Raw genomic sequence first — 19,006 nt, 5'->3', positions numbered from 1 at the left:
TTTTACTTAGTAGCCCTAACGGGACAATTTTCGAACCGCTTTTGTGATGATTTAAAAAGGATGAACAGCGTGTGAATTTTAGAATGTTTGCTATAGTGTTAACTTAAGAGAATTCGTTTTTTCATACTTTAAAGTTTTATAATATCTGTATAGATGATCATAGATAATTAGCTCATACATTCTTTGTTTAGACGTATATTGCCTGTTAATCATCATGTGGATATGGCTAGCTAAAAAGCTATAAAGATCAATTTGGATTGCATTTTTTATTTCTAATGCCTTTTCTGCGATTTGAATTTGTTTTTCTTCAATGATTTCGAAAAAATCAAGAAAATCTTTTTTAGTTTCTTCTCTTAAAAAGCATCCAAGTTCGGCAACGATCTCTCTGTATTTTTTATCAAGTTCTTTTTTTAATATTTTATCTGCCCCAAATTCTTCTTTAAAAGATTGCTGCAATCTATCCATTAAATTATACTTATCTAAAATCGACAAAGAAAAAGAATTTAAAAAAGAATCAATAGAACAGAAACTGAACAACAGTTCCATTTCTTTTTTGGCAAATGTTTTTTTTAGCGAAAGATATTGAATCGCCAATTCACTATCCTTCCAAAACAAAAATTCAGAACCTTCAATAGTGGTTTGACCGTATCTTTCCAGTTCTCTTTTATAAGTATCGGTTTGAATTTGCCATGCCAAATTTTCTTGGAGTAATTCATTTATCGGACGATAAAGCATTTGAATTATTTTTGCTAAATCCTTTCTGTTTTCTACCAGAAATCGGATTCTAAAATGTGTGTCAGTATCCTTGTATCGAATAAAGAACCATTTTTGGATGATTTTTTTCTTTTTTAATTGTAAAATAGCAGGATATAGTTTTTCTAGTAAAACCAAATCAGTTGTTTGAACTCCTGTATAAATTTTATAATACAGCCATTCACTTCCTAAACAAAAATTTCTCTGCATTATTCTTGCTGTTTGAAAAAGGATACTATAAATTGATTGGTAAAGCCTTCTCCTGCACTGTTTTTTACAATAGATTCGCCAGCAAATAGAAATTCTTCTAAAACAATTTTGTCTCTATTTCTAACTGACTTTAAAAACAATTGAATTCCAATTTCTGTTTGAAAATCTAATAACAAGGTATTGTCAGAATTAACCCAATTAACGAGACATGGAATATCTTTGCTGATTCTCCAATTTGAGAATGCTTCAAACAAATCTTTGCCACTTAATTTTAAAAAGGAAGCTGTTTCTTCTTTAGTAATTATCCATTTTGCTTTTGAAAGTATAATTTCGTTGTATTCAACTCTAGGAAAGTAATTATAATGTGATTCTAAAATTCCCCAATTAAAACTAAATATTGGCTTTATGTTTTGTGCCTGTAAGTCGCATAAAAAATGATATACCGGCAAAGAATTATTGTAAAAGTTGTGAGCGTTTGAGAGACAAGGAATAATTTCTTTATCATGTTTCTTAGAACGTAATGTAATTTTATTGTTTCTAATGGACACAAACAAATCATTTAAATCGATAGTGTTTTTCTTTTCAATACCTGAATTTGCCAAATAGGCAATTTCATGATTTCTTAAAACAGGTCTCCGTAAAATATTTCCCGTTCTGGACTGAGGTATATGAACAATTTCAGCTAAAATTTTATCATGGTGATAGTTTTGTTCTTTTTGAATAATTTCTTGGGTCAGCTTATGGATCTCAGAATTTCCATTACAAAATCGCCCCAAAAACTTCGCGGCGCTTATATTCCCTGAAGATTCAATGGTTAATTTTTCATTACTGTGAATTTCAATCAGTGCTGAAAATGTGACGGGAGTATAATCAAAATTAGCATCAAAATCAGGAAAATCGCTTTCTGATAATTCTATTTTTATTTGATTTTTTGAAAGACATTCTTGAAGTTTTTTCTCTAAAATAAAATCATAGGTGGTCCAAACTTGATTTTCGTTTTTATCTCTTTTCTGTTTAAAAGAGAAAGTCTCCAGTATTTCGTGCGAATCATTCATATCATGATTTATTGGATAACCTAATCCAGATTCTGTATCTAAAATCGTCATTAACGGCATTTCTTAATATTCATATCTTTTAGAGAATGCTTTAATAAATGCCTTAAGATTATTAGATTCTTTTTTAGGCTGTATGCCATTTAAAAAACGAAGTCCTTTAGTTACTTTTTTTGTAACACTTGCATTTAAACTATTTGATAGAGGGGTTGTGGTTAAATCGGTTTGAAACAGATATTTTTCATCATATTCAAATCCTTCTTCCAATATATTTTGTTTGATTTTTTTGTATTGGTTTTCGGATGGAATTAAAGAAGTATCTAAATCTAAAACTTGTTTATTTATGTTTTTTAAAAATTGATATTCTTTTTTTAGGTCTGGAACATTTTTTAAAATTGTTAAAACCCTTTCGAATTCATTATTACTGGTTACAGTGGCTTCTATTTCGCTTACTAAAAATTGGAAGTTTATAAGGTGCATTATAAACTCATAGGCTTCTTCCTTTTCAGAGTCATCGTCTGCTAAAACAGAAACCATTGCATCTACAGTTAAGCCTGATTTCGCTTTTAATATTATTTCTTTTAATGCATCAGATTTTCGCAAAGATGTAATACTGTGTTCGCGTTTAGTCTTTATGTATTTGTATTCAATGTATCTGTAAAAATCACCAAATTCATAAATAGAAGAATTAGGATAATATTTTAAGTGAAAAATTGCTGTTTTTCGTTTAGCAATATTTTGAAGTAACGCTACCCAGAATTGCATATCAAATTGAGTAAACCGTTTGTATTTTTCAGGCAAATCTAGTATTACATTAGTTTCAGTATTAATTTCCCCAACAGAACATCCAGCAAACAGCCCAAAAGGTGTGCATCTTGAAGACATTCTTGCAATGTACTTGAGTAAAGTAAATTCTAAAGCTAATTTTTTTTCATTAAAAGAATCAGCTTTAAAAGTCTTCCATTTGTTAAGTTCATTTACTAGTTCTGGCGATGCTAGATTTAACGCTTCTTTGATTAATGCATTTTGGTAAATAGCAATTGCCTTTTCATAATTGTAATTATTGAGAAGATCCAAATAAAATGAAATAGGAAACAAAGGTGTTCTCAGTACAAATTGTGAAAAGGATGAAATTTTAAACTGTGATTTCATTTCTTTTTCTTGCTGACCTTTTCTGCGAGTTGCATTGCATTGTAAACATTTAGAACTTTTCCTGATTTAGATAATTCAGAAAACGGAACTTTTTTGTCTTCAGTTCCTGGCAATATTACGTCTATTGTATAAACAGTCCCTGAATCCATAATGATTTGTTTGACCTGAGCTGCTGTAAGATTTGGATAATAAGACCAAATTATTGCAGCAGTTCCAGATACCATAGGCGCTGAAAATGAAGTTCCAGAATCTGTTTTATATATGTTTCCTGCTCCTGTGGTATAAATATCTTCTCCAGGAGCAAATAAGTCTACATTTTCCTTACCGTAATTAGAGTAATCAGAGACTAATTTTTCTCCTAAATTTTTAGTAGTTGAACCAACATTAATAAAATTATTACAGATCCCTCTAATGCCTTCATAGTTTTGGTCATTAGGGTAGTGAATTACATTGTCTAAATCTTCACTATCGTTTCCTGCACTGTGAACTAAAAGGACATTATGTTCTTCGGCATATTTAAAAGCATCAGATACCCAATCTTTATGCAGTGAAAATTCTTTTCCAAAAGACATATTAATTATTTTGGCTCCATTATCAACGGCATAACGAACTGCCATTGCAATATCTTTATCATGCTCATCTCCAGAAGGAGAAATATTTAGAGGCATAATTTTTATATCTGCAATGCCTTTTATTCCGATATTATTATTTCTGTTAGCTGCAAGAATTCCCGAAACCATAGTATTATGATCTTGAATGGTTCTGACACCTTCTATGGTATTGCTAATCTTATTATTGCCATAACCTTTTTCTAAAATATTTGGGTTGTCACCAATAGAAAGGCGTTCGTTATAATTTACGTTCAGGTTTTTGTTTACTATAGAATCAAGTTGAGTTTGTTGGTCCAATATGTCTTGTAATGAATTTTGATCAACTTCTAAACTAACCATCATATAAGAAATTAGGGCTCCTAAATCTGTATCGCCGTCATCTCTTCTTTGTCGATATCTTTTATCATTTATTTTATATTTTTTATAGAGACTATCCAATTGCTTGTAGGTATAATCTTCTTTAGGGAAAAAATGTTTTAACGTATCTTTCACTAAAGGATAAATAGCAACATTATGATCTAATGATTTTAACCAATTCTTGTAAAATTTGTCTTTTTCTTCAAATTTCTTTAAAGCTCTTTGATATTCATTGTATTTGTATAAATCTTTAGAATCAATTTGAGATTCTGTTTTATATTTAAATAGGGGAGTCCATTCTTGTAGAATGCGGACGTATTCATATCTATTCCAGACTACATAACCGCCACTTTTAGTTCCTGTAAAACTCCATCCATTAATATCATCTAGATAGCCATTCTGATCATCATCAATTGCATTATTTGGAATTTCCTTGTTGTTTATCCAAAACTGTCCTTTTAAATCTTCATGATTTATATCAATTTGAGTATCTATTACAGCTACTATAATATTTTTATTTTCTGGTTTCTTTTTATTTAAACGATACCATTTATCTAGTGAAATACCTGGAATAGTATCTTCTTGGTAATCTTTTTGATACCAATTTTTTAATGACATTGTTTTAGGACTGTTTTCAGAACTTAAAATTCTGTTAGAATTCTTATATTCTTTTGCAGATTTGCAGCTTACAAAAAAGAACAAAAAAATCAAGAAACTATTAATTAACTTCATGCCTATAGAAATGTTTTTTTAGTAAAATTAGATTTTTAGTTTTATGGTTTATTACAAACTTCAGAAGAACCTTTCTTTCCTTTATGATCATTCGTGTCAACAGGGTCATCTCCACCACCAATAATTAAACGTAAGTTTTTTAGTTTAGCTACTTCAAATTTTTCAAGACCAAATTTCTGCACTTCTTTTTTCTCTTTTTTCGTTTTCATTTTGTTGTTTCTTTAATTATGTAAATTTATTATTACAAATGTATAATTCTTATATTATTAAGCTGACAAATAAATTAGTGTACTTGTCGAAATTCAGGAATTTCGAGTTGTTTAAATTGAGTAAAGTGTTGAAGTTTAATATTCTAAATTCATGTAGATGAATCAAGTTCTTTAATGAAATAGGTTGGTTTAATACCTGTTTTTTTGTAAAATGCGGTCGAAAAAGATTCTGCATTGTTAAAACCAAACTCTAAGGCAAGTGCCTGAACCGTATATTTTCTTAGTTTGTTATTTACTTGTAATTGATTTATTGCAAACTCAATTCGTAAATCATTTATATATTGAGTAAATGATTTTTCTTTGTATACATTAACTACTTTTGACACATGTTTACTATTGGATTCAAATGTGGTGGATAACAAGATCCCTAAATAAACTATAACTCATGAGACATATTATTTATTACATCATTTTATCCTTATCGTTGTTTTCTTCATGTAATAATGTAGATTTAAAAACAATGACGGATATCAAAATAAGAGTTTTTAATTTTACGACAAACAATAAGAATTATGAAATATTTAATTCACAAATGATTAAGATTGTAAAAGCAAATGAATCTTATTATATTTATAATTTTGATAAGCATAGTGATACGTTACGTTACTTCTATAGCAATATTTATTTTAATTCTCAGATTTTAAAAAAGATTGATACTAAAGAATTAGTTGTTGATGGAAAAGCTGTATCAATTTCGAAATATTATTATGAAGACAAAAAAAACTATAAAGCTGATCGTTACATCTTCACCAATAATGAAGATGGAATAATATTTATTGAATCGCTTAATTCAGGAAATATGACCGAATTTAATATTAAAAATTTTAGAAAGATTCATAAAGCAATTGCATTAAAGGAATTAAATTTTAAAGATGGACCTTTTGAATTAAAATATGCTAACAGAAATTATAAGGAATTTTTAGATTCATTGCCAGATCATATAAATACGGATAAGGGGAAATAATCAAAATAAGTACTTTCGTGTCCAAGCTCGACAAAGAGTTCTAAAATTGAAAAGTGTGCACTGTCTGACTTTGCGCATTTTTTTATGGAAAATGATAAACTTGCTAAAAGTCTGTCGTTTTTTATTATTGCTTATTAAAAATAAATTGAGCGCAAGTGTATTATCAGTTTTTTTAAAAGTAACCCCCTAGCTCTCCAAAGAGTTCCATATGAAAAGCTGCGCAAATGTCTCTGACTTTGCGCAACTTTTTTCTCCAGTTTTCAATAACAGACCTGGGCTGATCCCAATTATAATATTCCTGGCTGGCAGATTGTTACATCTCCTCAAGCTGGAGACATTGTAGCAATAGCGACGAAATTTAGGGATGCTTCAGGTCACGTCGCAATTATGATTTCCTCAACAAAATCTATCTACGCAGGAGATTATAAGATTAAGACTTCTGATTTTGGATATAATAAGAGTTATTATGAAAATTATCCAAATAATAATGGATATGTTTACAGAAGATACGTTGGGCTTCCTGCAGTTAATGCCATTCAAACAAATACAAATAATTATTACCGTCAATATCCATAGAAAATGAAAAAGATAATTTTTATAGTTCTTATTTTAATTACTGCTTTTGCTTATTTTTATTTTAAAGATGCTAAAGCTCTTAAAATAGAAAAAAAATATAATATTGTAAATGAAGCCGGTGAGAAAATACCAGCAAGACTATACTATAGAAATGTGGATGTAGAAATTGGGAACAAAATAGAAAACGTATATGAGATAGTGATTTTTTTTGATGAAAAACTTAAAATGAAACTTAACCCTATTGTAGTCATTCCAAAATATAAATTTATTGGATTGATTGAAGGAGGCGAAAGTGGATTTATAAAATTTGGGAATAAAGTTTTTCAATTATCTGATGAGTCAAATAATTTTACAATGTTAGATAATCCTATTTCATTTGATGATCCTCCAATAAAAAAGAAGAATTTTGATGGCAAATTGATCTCTTTTAATAGTTTTGAAGAGTTGAAAGACTATGGACATACTATAATACTCAAAAAGATAAAATAATCCTCAAAATAGATTTGTTTTTCCTTTTTAACCCTCCTGCAAATCAAGAAACGTTAAATAAGTTAATGAAATTGCGAACCTTTAAAGCTTTACTTAAAGCAGCTGGAGGGAAAGTTAGAGTTGATTTTAAAAACTCTTCTTGGTCAGATGATGGAAATGAAGCTTCAGCACAGTATATGACCTTGAGAGAAAGTAAGGGAGAAATTTATACAGGTTCAGATGATGGTTTTATAAATGTTGTTAGGAATATTGCGACTGATTTGGGAAGACCACGTACTATGGAACAATATAATGGTAGATTTGTACCATATAAAATTCATTACATTAATCCGACTATTACAATAAAATAAAATGAGAAAATTTTTGTGTTTACTAGTAATATTTATTACAGCTGGATGTACAGATCAAGCGGATCTAGGAAATGGCTATTATTACCTATCAGAAGATGATGCTTTAGACATTGGTTTGCCTGATGGGGCTATCATTTACAAAAGTGTTGAGAAAAATGTATTTAGTGATATAATATTAAAAGAAACTGTCAAAAATGCTAAATCAGATGATAATTATATCATTGCTTTACAGTTGCCTAAAAATGAGAAAGTGTCAAGATATTTTATAATTGATAAATTTAGCGGCAGAATTTTTGGGCCATTGGATGAGAAATCTTTTAATGAATGGAAATTAAAATTAGGTATCGAGATCAATTTTGACTAACAATCCCGCTCCGCAAAGAGTAGTAAGTTTGAATTGAAAAGCTGCGCAAATGTCACTTTAAACTTTGCGCAATTTTTTTTGGTCTTAGAATTTCTAAACGTAATTAAAGTCTCCGACTTTTTACGATTACTTCTTAAAAAAATATTAAATAAGAAAAATCATTATTTTTGAATGAAAAAATGAAATGAAAGAAGGTTATGCTATTCGAGATCAAAAACTGCCGCATTTTATTACGCCCACAGTTGTAGACTGGATTGATGTTTTTACACGTCAATGTTATCGTGATTGCCAAAACGTTATGTAAACGGGAATATTCATTTAAAAAAGATGTTATTTAATTAAAATAACCTTTGGATTATTTTTTAATAAAACTCAAAAAACATTAATAAAATTGCGGGAGTAGATTTCATGAAACACAAATTACTTTTTATAGTATTATTATTTACCAGATTTGCTTTCTCTCAACAAGAAGCAGGTAATTGGTATTTTGGTAGGAATGCTGGAATCAAGTTTCACCCTGACGGTTCCGTTACCACACTTACTGACGGACAACTCAACACAGATGAAGGTTGCGCCAGTTTGTCCAACAGCAATGGAGATTTGTTGTTTTATACTGATGGAGTAACTATCTGGAACAGAAACCATCAAGTGATGCTAAACGGTGCAGATTTAATGGGGCATAGTTCCAGTACCCAATCGGCAACTATAGTTCCGAAACCGGGCTATTCCAATTTATTTTATGTTTTCACGCTAGATTATGAAGTGCATCCCAATGGTTTTAGATATTCTATTGTTGATATTAATTTAGATGGCGGTCTTGGAGCTGTTACCTCCGATAAAAATGTATTAATCTATACCCCCTCTGATGAAAAGTTATCAATAGTAAAGCACAAAAACGGGGTTGATTTTTGGGTCGTTACCCACGGTTGGAATAGTAATACTTTTTATAGTTACCTGTTGTCTTCTTCAGGATTAAGTGCAAGTCCTGTAACATCCAATGTAGGTCTATTTGTGGGCGGTTCAAAAGAAAATGTTTGGGGTTACATGAAAATATCCCCTGATGGGTCAAAATTAGCGATTTGTCACGCTTTGCAAAACTTTGAATTATTAGATTTTGATAATGCCACAGGTTTGGTTTCGAACCCTTTAGTATTAAGAACGGGGGATGGTATGTATAGTGTTGAATTTTCGCCAAATAGTGCTGTTTTATATCTTTCGGTAACAAATCCTTCACCTTACAAAGTAATACAATATGATTTGACATCAAGTAATATTGTTGGTTCAGCATTTACAACTTTAATTCCAAGTATATTTCCTTGCGCACTCCAACTCGGCCCCAATGGCAAGATCTATATAGCTGAATATGGAAAACTGAAATTAGGAGTTATTAATAATCCAAATACAACAGGTGTTGGATGTGATCTTCAAATGGATGCAGTTGATTTAGCTGGTCGAATGTGTAATATGGGTTTGCCCCCTTTTGTAAGTTCTTTTTTCTTTAATCCAGAAATTCAGTTAACTAATTCTTGCTCCAATCAAAATACCCAATTTACTTTAATAGATGCACAAAACATCACGTCGGCAAATTGGAGTTTCGGAGACGGTAACAGATCAACAGATTTAAGTCCTACACATACTTATGCAACAGCAGGAACTTATACCGTTTCAGTAACGGCAACAGGAACGAGGGGCTCTGTTGTAAAAACAAGAGATGTCATAATTTCAGCAGTTCCAACCGCAACGAAACCTCAAGATTTATTAATTTGCGATGCTAACAATGACGGTTTGCATACTTTCGATTTACGTACTCAGGATACAGCTGTATTAAACGGACAAGACCCTAATTTGTTTACTGTAAATTATTTTGCCAATAATGTGGCAATTGCTTCTCCCGGTTCTTACATCAATACTGTTCCTTATCAAAAGGAAACCATTACTGCTGAAGTGGCAAACAAAGTCAATGGAGAATGCAAAAGCAGTACTGCTTTTAATATTGATGTATTTGATATTCCTTTGCCCAATTTACCAACGGTAATCCCTAATTTAACGAGTTGCGATAATAGCAGTGTTGGAACTGATACAGACGGAAAAGTTATTTTCGATTTAACGCTAAGAGCAACAGCAATTTTAAATGGCCAATCATCTTCACAGTTTGTCATTTCGTATTTTAAGGATGCGGCACTAACGCAGGCTATTGCCTCGCCAAATGCGTATCAAAACACAATTGCCTCAGAAACTATTTTTATAAAAGTGGTAAATAAGGATAATCCTGATTGTAAAGCGGCAACCTCATTTAAATTAGAAGTTTTTGCTTTGCCTTTAATTACAAGTGTTGTTAATTTGAAACAATGTGATGATGATATTGACGGTTTTAGTGTTTTCAATTTAGAAGAAGCTATAGTAAAAATAACTTCTAATTCAGCAAATGAAACTATTACTTTTTACAAGACACTTGCTGATGCTCAAAATAACAGTAATCCAATTTTAAATCCGACAACATATCGAAACCAAACCGTTAGTACTGATAAAGTATATGTTCGTGTTGAAAATATTAATGACTGTTATCGAATTGCAGAATTAAATCTAATTGTATCTACCACGCAAATTCCATCAACTTATTCCAAGGTGTTTGTGCAATGTGATGATGCTGTTTTAGGGACTAACAAAGATGGTGTTGCCGCATTTGATTTTAGTTCTGTAACAACTGAAATTAAAGCTATTTTTCCCTCTGGTCAACTTTTAGGTATCAGTTATTATCAAAATTTAGAAGATGCTTTAGCAGAGAAGAATGCTATTTCAGATATTTCTAATTATCGAAATACAAGTTCTCCTAATAGTCAAAAAATATTTATCCGTGTAGATAGCAGACTTAATAATGATTGTTTAGGATTAGGAGGTTATATCACTTTAAGAGTCGAGCCGGTTCCTGTCCCACAAAATTTAAAAAAGATTCATTGTGATGATGATCAGGATGGATTGTACGGATTTGATACTTCAACTATTGAACGAGAGCTGCTTAATGGATTAACGAATGTAACCGTTTCTTATTTGGATCAAAATAACAATCCACTTTCAAGTCCTTTGCCAAATCCTTTTAGTACAGGTTCTCAGATTGTGAAAGTTATTTTAACCAACAATACAGCAACGGCATGTTCGTTTAATTCAACAATTACCTTTGTTGTTGATGATCTGCCGGAAGTATTTGCAATTGATCCGGTACTTACTACTGTTTGTGATGATGAATCTGATCCAGTTAAACAAGATGGTAAATATGCTTTTGATACTTCTTCTTTTGAAGCTGCTTTATTAGGCGGACAAACCGGAATGATTGTGAAATATTATGATGCTAATAATAATTTATTAGCAAGCCCGCTTCCAAATCCATTTTTAACCAGCTCACAAAATGTAAAAGTTGAAGTCATTAATCCAAACAGCACTACCTGTTCAGCGGCTACCTTTATTAATTTCATTGTAAATCCTGTACCTAAGATTAATCTAAAAGGAGAGGAGCTGGTATGCAGTAATTTGCCAACTTTTACCAAACAGATTGATGCAGGACTTTTGGACCTTAGTTTAGTTAATAATTATAGTTATGCTTGGTTTTTTAATGGAATTCTAATTTCAGATCAAACAAGTTATAGCTTAACTGTAAATAAAGAAGGGACTTTTACTGTGCAGGTTACTGATAAGCAAACAAATTGTTCCAGAATCAGAACAATAAAAGTCTCAGCATCTGATATCGCTTCAAATATTATAGCAGTTGTGGATCAGTCCAATACGATTTCGGTTTCTGCCACAGGAAATGGAGATTATGTTTATGCCTTAGATGATCAAAATGGAGATTACCAAACAGGAAATACATTTGAAAATGTGCATGCCGGTATACATACCGTTTACATCAAAGATCTAAATGGTTGCGGAACTGTACCGAAAGAAGTGCCCGTTTTTGGAATCCCTAATTTTTTTACACCTAATCACGATAGTTATAACGATTATTGGAATATTGAAGGAGTTGATCCAGTGTCAAACTCAAAAACCACTATTGAGATTTTTGATAGATACGGAAAATTATTAAAACAAATTACTCCATTGGGTCAAGGTTGGGACGGCACTTATCTTGGCTCCCAAATGCCGGCAGATGATTATTGGTATGTTATAAAATTAGAAGATAATCGAATTTTCAAAGGGCATTTTGCTTTGAAGCGATAAAAAATTAATTTTAATATCTTCAGGCAATGTAGAATGTTTTTTTTATTAACTATATGAAAAGCCTGGAAGAACTTATCTTATGTAATAAAAGGGGAGCGTAGAATTAGTGATATGAAATTTTACCCCAAACCATTTCTCCCTTGAAAACACTAATATTTTGTTTAAAATCAAATAAATTTTTCTGAATAAGATACAAATCTAAGAAATCTAAATTCATGGGTTTTGTAAGAGCGGGAAGCATTCAAATATCTAACCAGATTATCTTGGATTATTACAATATTTTAGCATGTATATTTTATTTTTTCTATGCTTTTTGTTTGGATAGCCCATTCATATAATTGTTAAAAAGCATCAATCAAATTTAATGTCCTTTTGAAAGTTTGTAGTGAAAAAAATATATATTTGAAAATAAATAATGTCTGAAATTTATAAAACAAAGCTATCCAAATTTGGATGGCTTTGTGCGGTTTTATCGCACATATAAATAAGTTGGTGGCAATTTTGTGGGACATCTAACCTACATTAATTAACAAGAAATAAAAATGAAATTAACAATTACAATCGGACTTCTTTTAATTGCACATCTTACATTTGGACAAGATAGAATTCAAAAAATTGACAGTTTACTCAATTCTCTTTATTCACAAGAGAAAATCAATGGAAATTTTCTAATTGCAGAAAAAGGGAAAGTTATTTACAGCCATAGTTTTGGACTTGCAAATGAAACAACAAAAGAAAAATTGAACGAAAATTCGATTTTTGAATTGGCATCATGTTCAAAGCAGTTCACAGCTATGGGGATAATGATACTTAAAGAAAAAGGAAAGTTAAATTTGGACGATGATATCAACAAATACTTACCCGAACTTTCTTTTTATAAAGGTGTAACTGTAAGAAACTTATTAAATCATACGGGAGGCCTGCCAGACTATATGCAGCTTATGGATAGTTTGTTTGACAAATCTAAAATTGCTACTAACAAAGACATAATTAATCTATTTAGTAAACATCAACCAAAAATAGTATTTGAGCCAAATACTAAATGGGAATATAGTAATACGGGCTATGCGCTATTGGCATCAATAATTGAGAAGGCATCAGGTTTGACATACGCTGACTATCTAAACACAGCTATTTTCCAACCGTTGAAAATGAAAAATACCTTTGTTTACAATCGTAGATTATCACCAAAGAAAATTGACAATTATGCTTTTGGATATGTTTACTCAGATAGTTTGAAAAAATGTGTTTTACCAGACGAATTGAAAGAAACTAAAATGGTTATTTGGCTTGATGGTATTGTTGGAGACGGAACAGTTAATTCAACTGTAAAGGATTTATTGATTTGGGATAGAGCATTATATGCCAATAAATTACTCACAAAAGAGGGAATGAAAGCGGTTTTTGAAAAAGCAACTTTGAAAGACGGGGCTAAAAGGAATTATGGTTTTGGCTGGGGAATTGAAGAAAATGCTGATTTTGGAACAATTGCAAACCATAACGGGGGTTGGCCAGGTTATGTAACTTTTATAGATAGACATATTACAAATGATAAAACAATAATAATACTTCAAAATCACAACAACGTTACAATTCCTTCTAAAGCAATTAGAAATATTCAATACAATAAGCCATTGCCTGTGCAAAAAATCAGAAAAGAAATTAGTATTACAACTGAAGAACTTCAAAAGTTTGTTGGGATTTATAAAGTTGAAAATGATTTTGAAATTAAAATTTCATTAGATAAAGATCAACTTTTTTCACAATTGACAGGACAAAATACGTTTCCGATATTTGTAGAAAGTGAAATGTTATTTTTCTACAAAGTAGTAGATGCACAAATTCAATTTGAAAAGAACGAAAAAGGAGAAGTTTCAAATTTGTTTTTATTGCAGAATGGAAAAAAGATAGAAGCAAAACGAATGAAATAAAAACTACCCTCTGCTGGCCGGAGCGTCCCGCTCGTTATCGCAATGAGATGTTAACAAAGATAGTTAAAACAAAAAAAGCTTCAGATTTCTCTGGAGCTTTTTGTCTGTGTAGCCCTAACGGGACAATTCTCGAATCATTTTCTTGATGATTTGAAGAAAATAAAAATCACTGAATACTAAATTTTCTGGTTCTAAATATCTGGGATAATCTCCTTTGAAATTTTTAAAAATATACTTGCAGATGTTTTTTTGATTAAAACATTTTTTGATTTCTTTAACAGTCTATGTAAGATACTAGTTAATATTCTATATATTTGAGGGGTTTTAATATTAACAAAACATTACCTATGAAAATAAAACTACTTTATTTAATATTCTTTGTGAGCGTATCTTCTTTTGCTCAACAATACACCCTGATTCCCGATGCATATTTTGAAGCAGAACTAATCCGTCAGGGAATTGATTCAGGCACACCAGATGGTAAAGTTTTAACTTCAAAAATAAACACCCTGACTACCTTAAATGTTAGGGGAGTCGGTTTTATTGCCGATTTAACCGGGATTCAGGATTTCACTGCTTTAAAATCTTTGTTTTGTGATAGCAATCAATTAACGTCTTTAGATGTTTCCAAGAATACCGCTTTAACCTACTTGAGTTTTGGAAGCAATTACTTAACAACTATAGACGTTTCCAAGAATACTGCTTTAACAGAGTTACGTTGTTATCATAACCTACTAACAGCTTTAGATGTTTCTAAGAATACTTCTTTAACAATTTTACATTGTTATAATAATCAACTAAAGAACTTAGATCTTTCCAAGAATACTGCTTTGACATATTTAGATTGTTCTGATAATCAATTGGTAAGTCTTAATTTGAAAAATGGAAATAATTCTAAATTATCGACCAATAGTGCCTTTGATAGTAATAGCTTAAGCTGTATTCAGGTAGATAATGTGACTTATTCTACTGCCAATTGGACAGCCAAAGATGCTGAGGCAAGTTATAGTTTAGACTGCTCAGCTTTTGTTCAATATACTCTTATTCCTGATGTGAATTTTGAGAAGAAGCTGATTTATTTAGGAATTGATTTTGGAGCAGTTGATGGAAAAGTGCCAACAGCTAAGATTGCTGCATTAACTTCTTTAGATGTCTCAAGCAGTTCTATTACTAATTTAGCTGGAATTCAAGATTTTACGGCTTTACAGTTTTTAAATTGTAATGGCAATCAATTAACGTCTTTAGATGTGTCCAAGAATATTGCTTTAACAAGATTATATTGTGAATCGAATCAATTAACGAGTTTAAATGTTTCTAAGAATACCGCTTTAGAGCAATTAACGTGCTATTCCAACAAATTAACAGCTTTAGATGTTTCGAATAGTTTAGCTCTGACATTGCTGTATTGTTATTCTAATCAATTAACGGCTTTGGATGTTTCTAATAATACAGCTTTAACAAACTTACAGTGTTATTCCAATCAATTGGCAAGCTTAAATGTTTCTCAAAATGTTTCGCTGACAGAACTAAGATGCCATAATAATCAATTAATAAGTTTTGATGTTTCTAAAAGCAGTGTTTTAACCAAATTATATTGTTATTCCAACCAACTAAAAACTTTAGATGTTTCTAAGAATACTGCTTTAACCGACCTGTATTGCTATTCTAATCAATTAACAGATTTAGATGTTTCTAAGAATATGGGTTTAAGAAATATAGACTGCAGTTCGAATCAGTTAACGAGTTTAAATTTGAAGAATGGACGCAATGAATATCTCAATACCAAAAACTTTAAAAGTAACCCTGATTTAGGATGCATTCAGGCAGATAGCGATTATTATTCGAATAACACTTGGAAGTCATATAAGGACGCTTCTGCAAGTTATAGCAGAGATTGCTCAGCATACACCGTTATTCCTGATGTGAATTTTGAAAAGAAGTTAATCTCATTAGGAATTGATTTTGGAACTCCTGACGGAAAAGTGTTAACATCCAACGTTTATTGGTTAAACGACTTGGATGTTTCCTCCAGTTCTATTAGTGATTTAACCGGAATTCAAGATTTTAGAAATTTACAGACTTTACATTGTGAAAATAACCAATTAACGAGTTTGTATATTGCTAATAGTTTTGCTTTGGTAGAATTATATTGTCATCAGAATCAAATAACGGCTTTAGATGTTTCAAAGAATGCCGGTTTAGTATATTTAGTTTGTTATTCTAATCAATTAACGGCTTTAGATGTTTCTAAAAATATTAGATTAACAAAGTTAGATTGTTATGATAATCAATTAACGGCTTTAGATGTTTCCAAGAATACCAGCTTAGGAACTTTTTATTGCTATAATAATAAATTAAGAAGTCTAAATATGCAGAATGGAAAGAATGCTTGGTTCGAAAGCACCAATAACTTTACAAACAATCCTGATTTAACCTGCATTCAGGTAGATAATGCTAGTTATTCTACTGCAAATTGGGCTACAGCCAAAGATGCTACTGCAAGTTATTCGCATAGTTGCCCTATCATTGTTGAAGTTAATAGTGAGTTTGAGAGCAAGTTAATCGCTTTAGGGATTGATACTGTTAAAGATGGTTCTGTTTTATTGTCCAGCATAAAAAATGTAACCAGTTTAGACATTTCCAATTCCGGTATTACCAGTTTAGCAGGAATCCAATATTTTTCAAACCTGGAAACCTTAAAGTGTCAAGGAAATTTATTGACCTCAATAGATGTATCTTCTAACACGGCACTGAAATATTTAGATTGTTCAAAGAATCCACTATCGACTTTAGATGTTTCTAAAAACACCCAGCTTACAGAACTGTATTGTGACGGTATTGTAACAACCAATAAAAAAATCAATGCAAAAACCAGCGTTGCCAATCAACTAACCACCTTAGATGTTTCTAAAAATGTATGGTTGACTAAATTGAGTTGTTCTAACAATCTAATAGGAAGTTTAGACCTTTCTAAGAATACGCTTCTTACAGATTTAAATTGTTCCAACAATAAATTGACTTCTTTGAATTTAAGTAACGGAAACAATAGCAAACTGGCGAATGTCAATTTCAAAACGAATGCTTCACTATCCTGTATTCTGGTAGATGATGTTGCTTATGCTAATGCCAATTGGTCAACAGCTAAAGATACAGCAGCAATTTATTCAAAAACAACTTGTACCTTAGGAATCGAAGATTTAATTTTTGACAAAATCGCCATTTATCCTAATCCGACCAAAGGAGAATTACATATTGACAACATTGTGCTAGAAAAGGCAAATGTGTACGAAACATCAGGAAAGTTGGTAAAAACTGTCAAATTTGCTAATGGCTCAAACACTAACAGCATCAATTTATCAGGATTCCCAAAAGGGATTTATTATGTGTATTTAGAAAGTGAAGGATCTACTATTGTTAGAAAAATAATAGTCGATTAAATTAAAAAACATATATAAGTTAAAAACCACATTTTCATTCGTTTGAAAATGTGGTTTTTTATTTTTAAAAAATGAAACAAGATTTTTCGAATCACAAAAAAACTGAGAATCTATATTTCTCAAGCTTTTACTTTCTCTTAATAGTTTCCCACAGCGAAGACTCGAACCGGTGTCCGTGGAGGATATAAGCCCAGTGGATTAAATAAAACAAAAAAAGCTCCAGATTTCTCTGAAGCTTTACTTAGTAGCGGGAACAGGACTCGAACCTGTGACCTTCGGGTTATGAGCCCGACGAGCTGCCTACTGCTCTATCCCGCGATGTTTCGGGTGCAAAGATACGCCGATTTTTTAGAAATCCAACGAAAACTTTAAAAAATGTTTTATTTTCTGTATTGAGTTGATATGACTACCTTTGCATCTTAAAATATCATGCAAATGTCACATAAAGCAGGTTTCGTAAATATTATCGGAAATCCAAATGTTGGAAAATCAACATTGATGAACGCTTTCGTTGGAGAACGATTGTCGATCATTACATCAAAAGCACAAACAACACGTCATAGAATTCTTGGAATTGTAAACGGAGAAGACTTCCAATTGGTTTTGTCTGATACTCCTGGAATCATTAAACCCGCTTATGAAATGCAGGAATCGATGATGAACTTTGTAAAATCGGCTTTTGAAGATGCTGACATTTTAATCTACATGGTCGAAATAGGGGAGCAAGACTTGAAAGATGAAGACTTCTTCAAGAAAATCATTCATGCTAAGATTCCGGTTTTATTGCTTTTAAATAAAATTGATAATTCAAACCAAGAGCAATTAGAGCAACAAGTTTCTTTCTGGAAAGAAAAAGTGCCAAATGCAGAGATTTTCCCGATTTCGGCTTTGCAGAACTTCAACGTTCCAGAAGTCTTTGGAAGAATTATCGAATTATTGCCAGAATCACCACCTTATTATCCAAAAGACCAATTAACAGACAAGCCAGAACGTTTCTTTGTAAATGAAACTATCCGTGAGAAAATCTTATTGAATTATGCTAAAGAAATTCCATACGCAGTAGAAATCGTTACAGAAGAATTTCACGAAACCGACAATATTATCAGAATCCGTTCGGTAATTATGGTGGAGCGCGATACGCAAAAAGGAATCATTATCGGGCATAAAGGAGCTGCGCTTAAAAAAGTGGGAACTGATGCTAGAGCTGATTTAGAGAAATTCTTCGGAAAACAAATTCACATCGAGCTTTATGTAAAAGTGAACAAAAACTGGAGAAGCAATGCTAATATGCTGAAACGTTTCGGATATAATCAATAGTTTTTTGTTTAATCGGTTAATCGTTGATTTGTTTAATCGTCAAACGAAAGTTCTTTTGAAAATAGGTGCCCTAGCCCAGATAGGAGCGGTATCCTTTTTCTGGCTTCTTTAGCCAGGAAAAGATATAGCGGATAGCTGGATTAGCTCTTGAAAATTATACAAAAAAACAATAAAAACTTAGGTACTAAGAAACTTAGCGTCTCAGCAACTTTTTTTAACTACCTTTGCAAAAA

At 31.3% G+C, this 19,006-nt stretch carries 13 protein-coding genes, 1 tRNA gene and 1 pseudogene; 9 read left to right on the top strand and 6 right to left on the bottom strand.

Features of this window, described 5'->3' with window-relative positions; genetic code table 11:
- Positions 1-90: 90 nt before the first annotated feature.
- The 5 genes and pseudogenes from NU08_RS06165 to NU08_RS06145 all read right to left on the bottom strand — a co-directional run bounded on the left by NU08_RS06165 (position 91) and on the right by NU08_RS06145 (position 5,498).
- The gene (locus NU08_RS06165; RefSeq protein WP_129746314.1) at positions 91-963 is read right to left on the bottom strand and encodes a thiopeptide-type bacteriocin biosynthesis protein; all 873 of its coding nucleotides are present in this window, start codon (positions 961-963) and stop codon (positions 91-93) included.
- A pseudogene (locus NU08_RS22490) lies at positions 963-3,167 on the bottom strand (lantibiotic dehydratase family protein). Before NU08_RS22490 ends, NU08_RS06165 begins: the two are co-directional and overlap by 1 nt.
- Entirely contained in the window at positions 3,164-4,753 is a 1,590-nt protein-coding gene (locus NU08_RS06150; RefSeq protein WP_165352420.1) for a S8 family peptidase, read from the bottom strand. Before NU08_RS06150 ends, NU08_RS22490 begins: the two are co-directional and overlap by 4 nt.
- A 155-nt stretch (positions 4,754-4,908) precedes the next feature.
- Positions 4,909-5,076 (bottom strand): hypothetical protein, encoded by a 168-nt coding sequence (locus tag NU08_RS22265; protein WP_165352419.1) that lies wholly within the window; start codon positions 5,074-5,076, stop codon positions 4,909-4,911.
- 149 nt (positions 5,077-5,225) lie between these two features.
- On the bottom strand, positions 5,226-5,498 hold the full coding sequence (locus tag NU08_RS06145) for a helix-turn-helix domain-containing protein (RefSeq protein WP_262708811.1): 273 nt from the start codon (positions 5,496-5,498) through the stop codon (positions 5,226-5,228).
- A 23-nt stretch (positions 5,499-5,521) separates the two neighbouring features.
- Between NU08_RS06145 and NU08_RS06140 the strand changes: the two genes are divergently transcribed.
- The 8 genes from NU08_RS06140 (at position 5,522) to NU08_RS06100 (ending at position 17,456) form a co-directional block, all read left to right on the top strand.
- A complete protein-coding gene (locus NU08_RS06140; RefSeq protein WP_129746309.1) occupies positions 5,522-6,100 on the top strand; it encodes a hypothetical protein in 579 nt (192 codons plus the stop codon).
- Between the two features lie 387 nt (positions 6,101-6,487).
- Positions 6,488-6,676 (top strand): hypothetical protein, encoded by a 189-nt coding sequence (locus NU08_RS06135; protein ID WP_129746308.1) that lies wholly within the window; start codon positions 6,488-6,490, stop codon positions 6,674-6,676.
- Between the two features lie 3 nt (positions 6,677-6,679).
- On the top strand, positions 6,680-7,165 hold the full coding sequence (locus NU08_RS06130) for a hypothetical protein (RefSeq protein ID WP_129746307.1): 486 nt from the start codon (positions 6,680-6,682) through the stop codon (positions 7,163-7,165).
- Between the two features lie 65 nt (positions 7,166-7,230).
- Entirely contained in the window at positions 7,231-7,515 is a 285-nt protein-coding gene (locus NU08_RS06125; protein WP_129746306.1) for a hypothetical protein, read from the top strand.
- 13 nt (positions 7,516-7,528) lie between these two features.
- Entirely contained in the window at positions 7,529-7,879 is a 351-nt protein-coding gene (locus NU08_RS06120) for a DUF3997 domain-containing protein (protein WP_165352417.1), read from the top strand.
- Positions 7,880-8,287: 408 nt separating this feature from the next.
- Positions 8,288-12,088 (top strand): T9SS type B sorting domain-containing protein, encoded by a 3,801-nt coding sequence (locus NU08_RS06110; RefSeq protein ID WP_129746304.1) that lies wholly within the window; start codon positions 8,288-8,290, stop codon positions 12,086-12,088.
- A gap of 542 nt (positions 12,089-12,630) precedes the next feature.
- Positions 12,631-14,019, top strand: a complete 1,389-nt coding sequence (locus tag NU08_RS06105; RefSeq protein ID WP_129746303.1) for a serine hydrolase — start codon at positions 12,631-12,633, stop codon at positions 14,017-14,019.
- Positions 14,020-14,366: 347 nt separating this feature from the next.
- Positions 14,367-17,456: a T9SS type A sorting domain-containing protein gene (locus NU08_RS06100; RefSeq protein ID WP_129746302.1), complete on the top strand. Its 3,090-nt coding sequence runs from the start codon at positions 14,367-14,369 to the stop codon at positions 17,454-17,456.
- A gap of 245 nt (positions 17,457-17,701) precedes the next feature.
- On the opposite strand, the gene NU08_RS06095 is transcribed toward NU08_RS06100, so the two are convergent.
- A tRNA-Met gene (locus tag NU08_RS06095) sits at positions 17,702-17,774 on the bottom strand.
- A gap of 117 nt (positions 17,775-17,891) precedes the next feature.
- Between NU08_RS06095 and era the strand changes: the two genes are divergently transcribed.
- On the top strand, positions 17,892-18,773 hold the full coding sequence (gene era, locus NU08_RS06090) for a GTPase Era (protein WP_111377359.1): 882 nt from the start codon (positions 17,892-17,894) through the stop codon (positions 18,771-18,773).
- The last annotated feature ends 233 nt before the right edge of the window (positions 18,774-19,006 follow it).

This window comes from Flavobacterium anhuiense, assembly GCF_004151235.1.
Taxonomy (GTDB): Bacteria; Bacteroidota; Bacteroidia; order Flavobacteriales; family Flavobacteriaceae; genus Flavobacterium; species Flavobacterium anhuiense_A.
The sequence above is the reverse complement of the archived record's forward strand: the minus strand, read 5'-3'. Positions and strand labels throughout refer to the sequence as shown.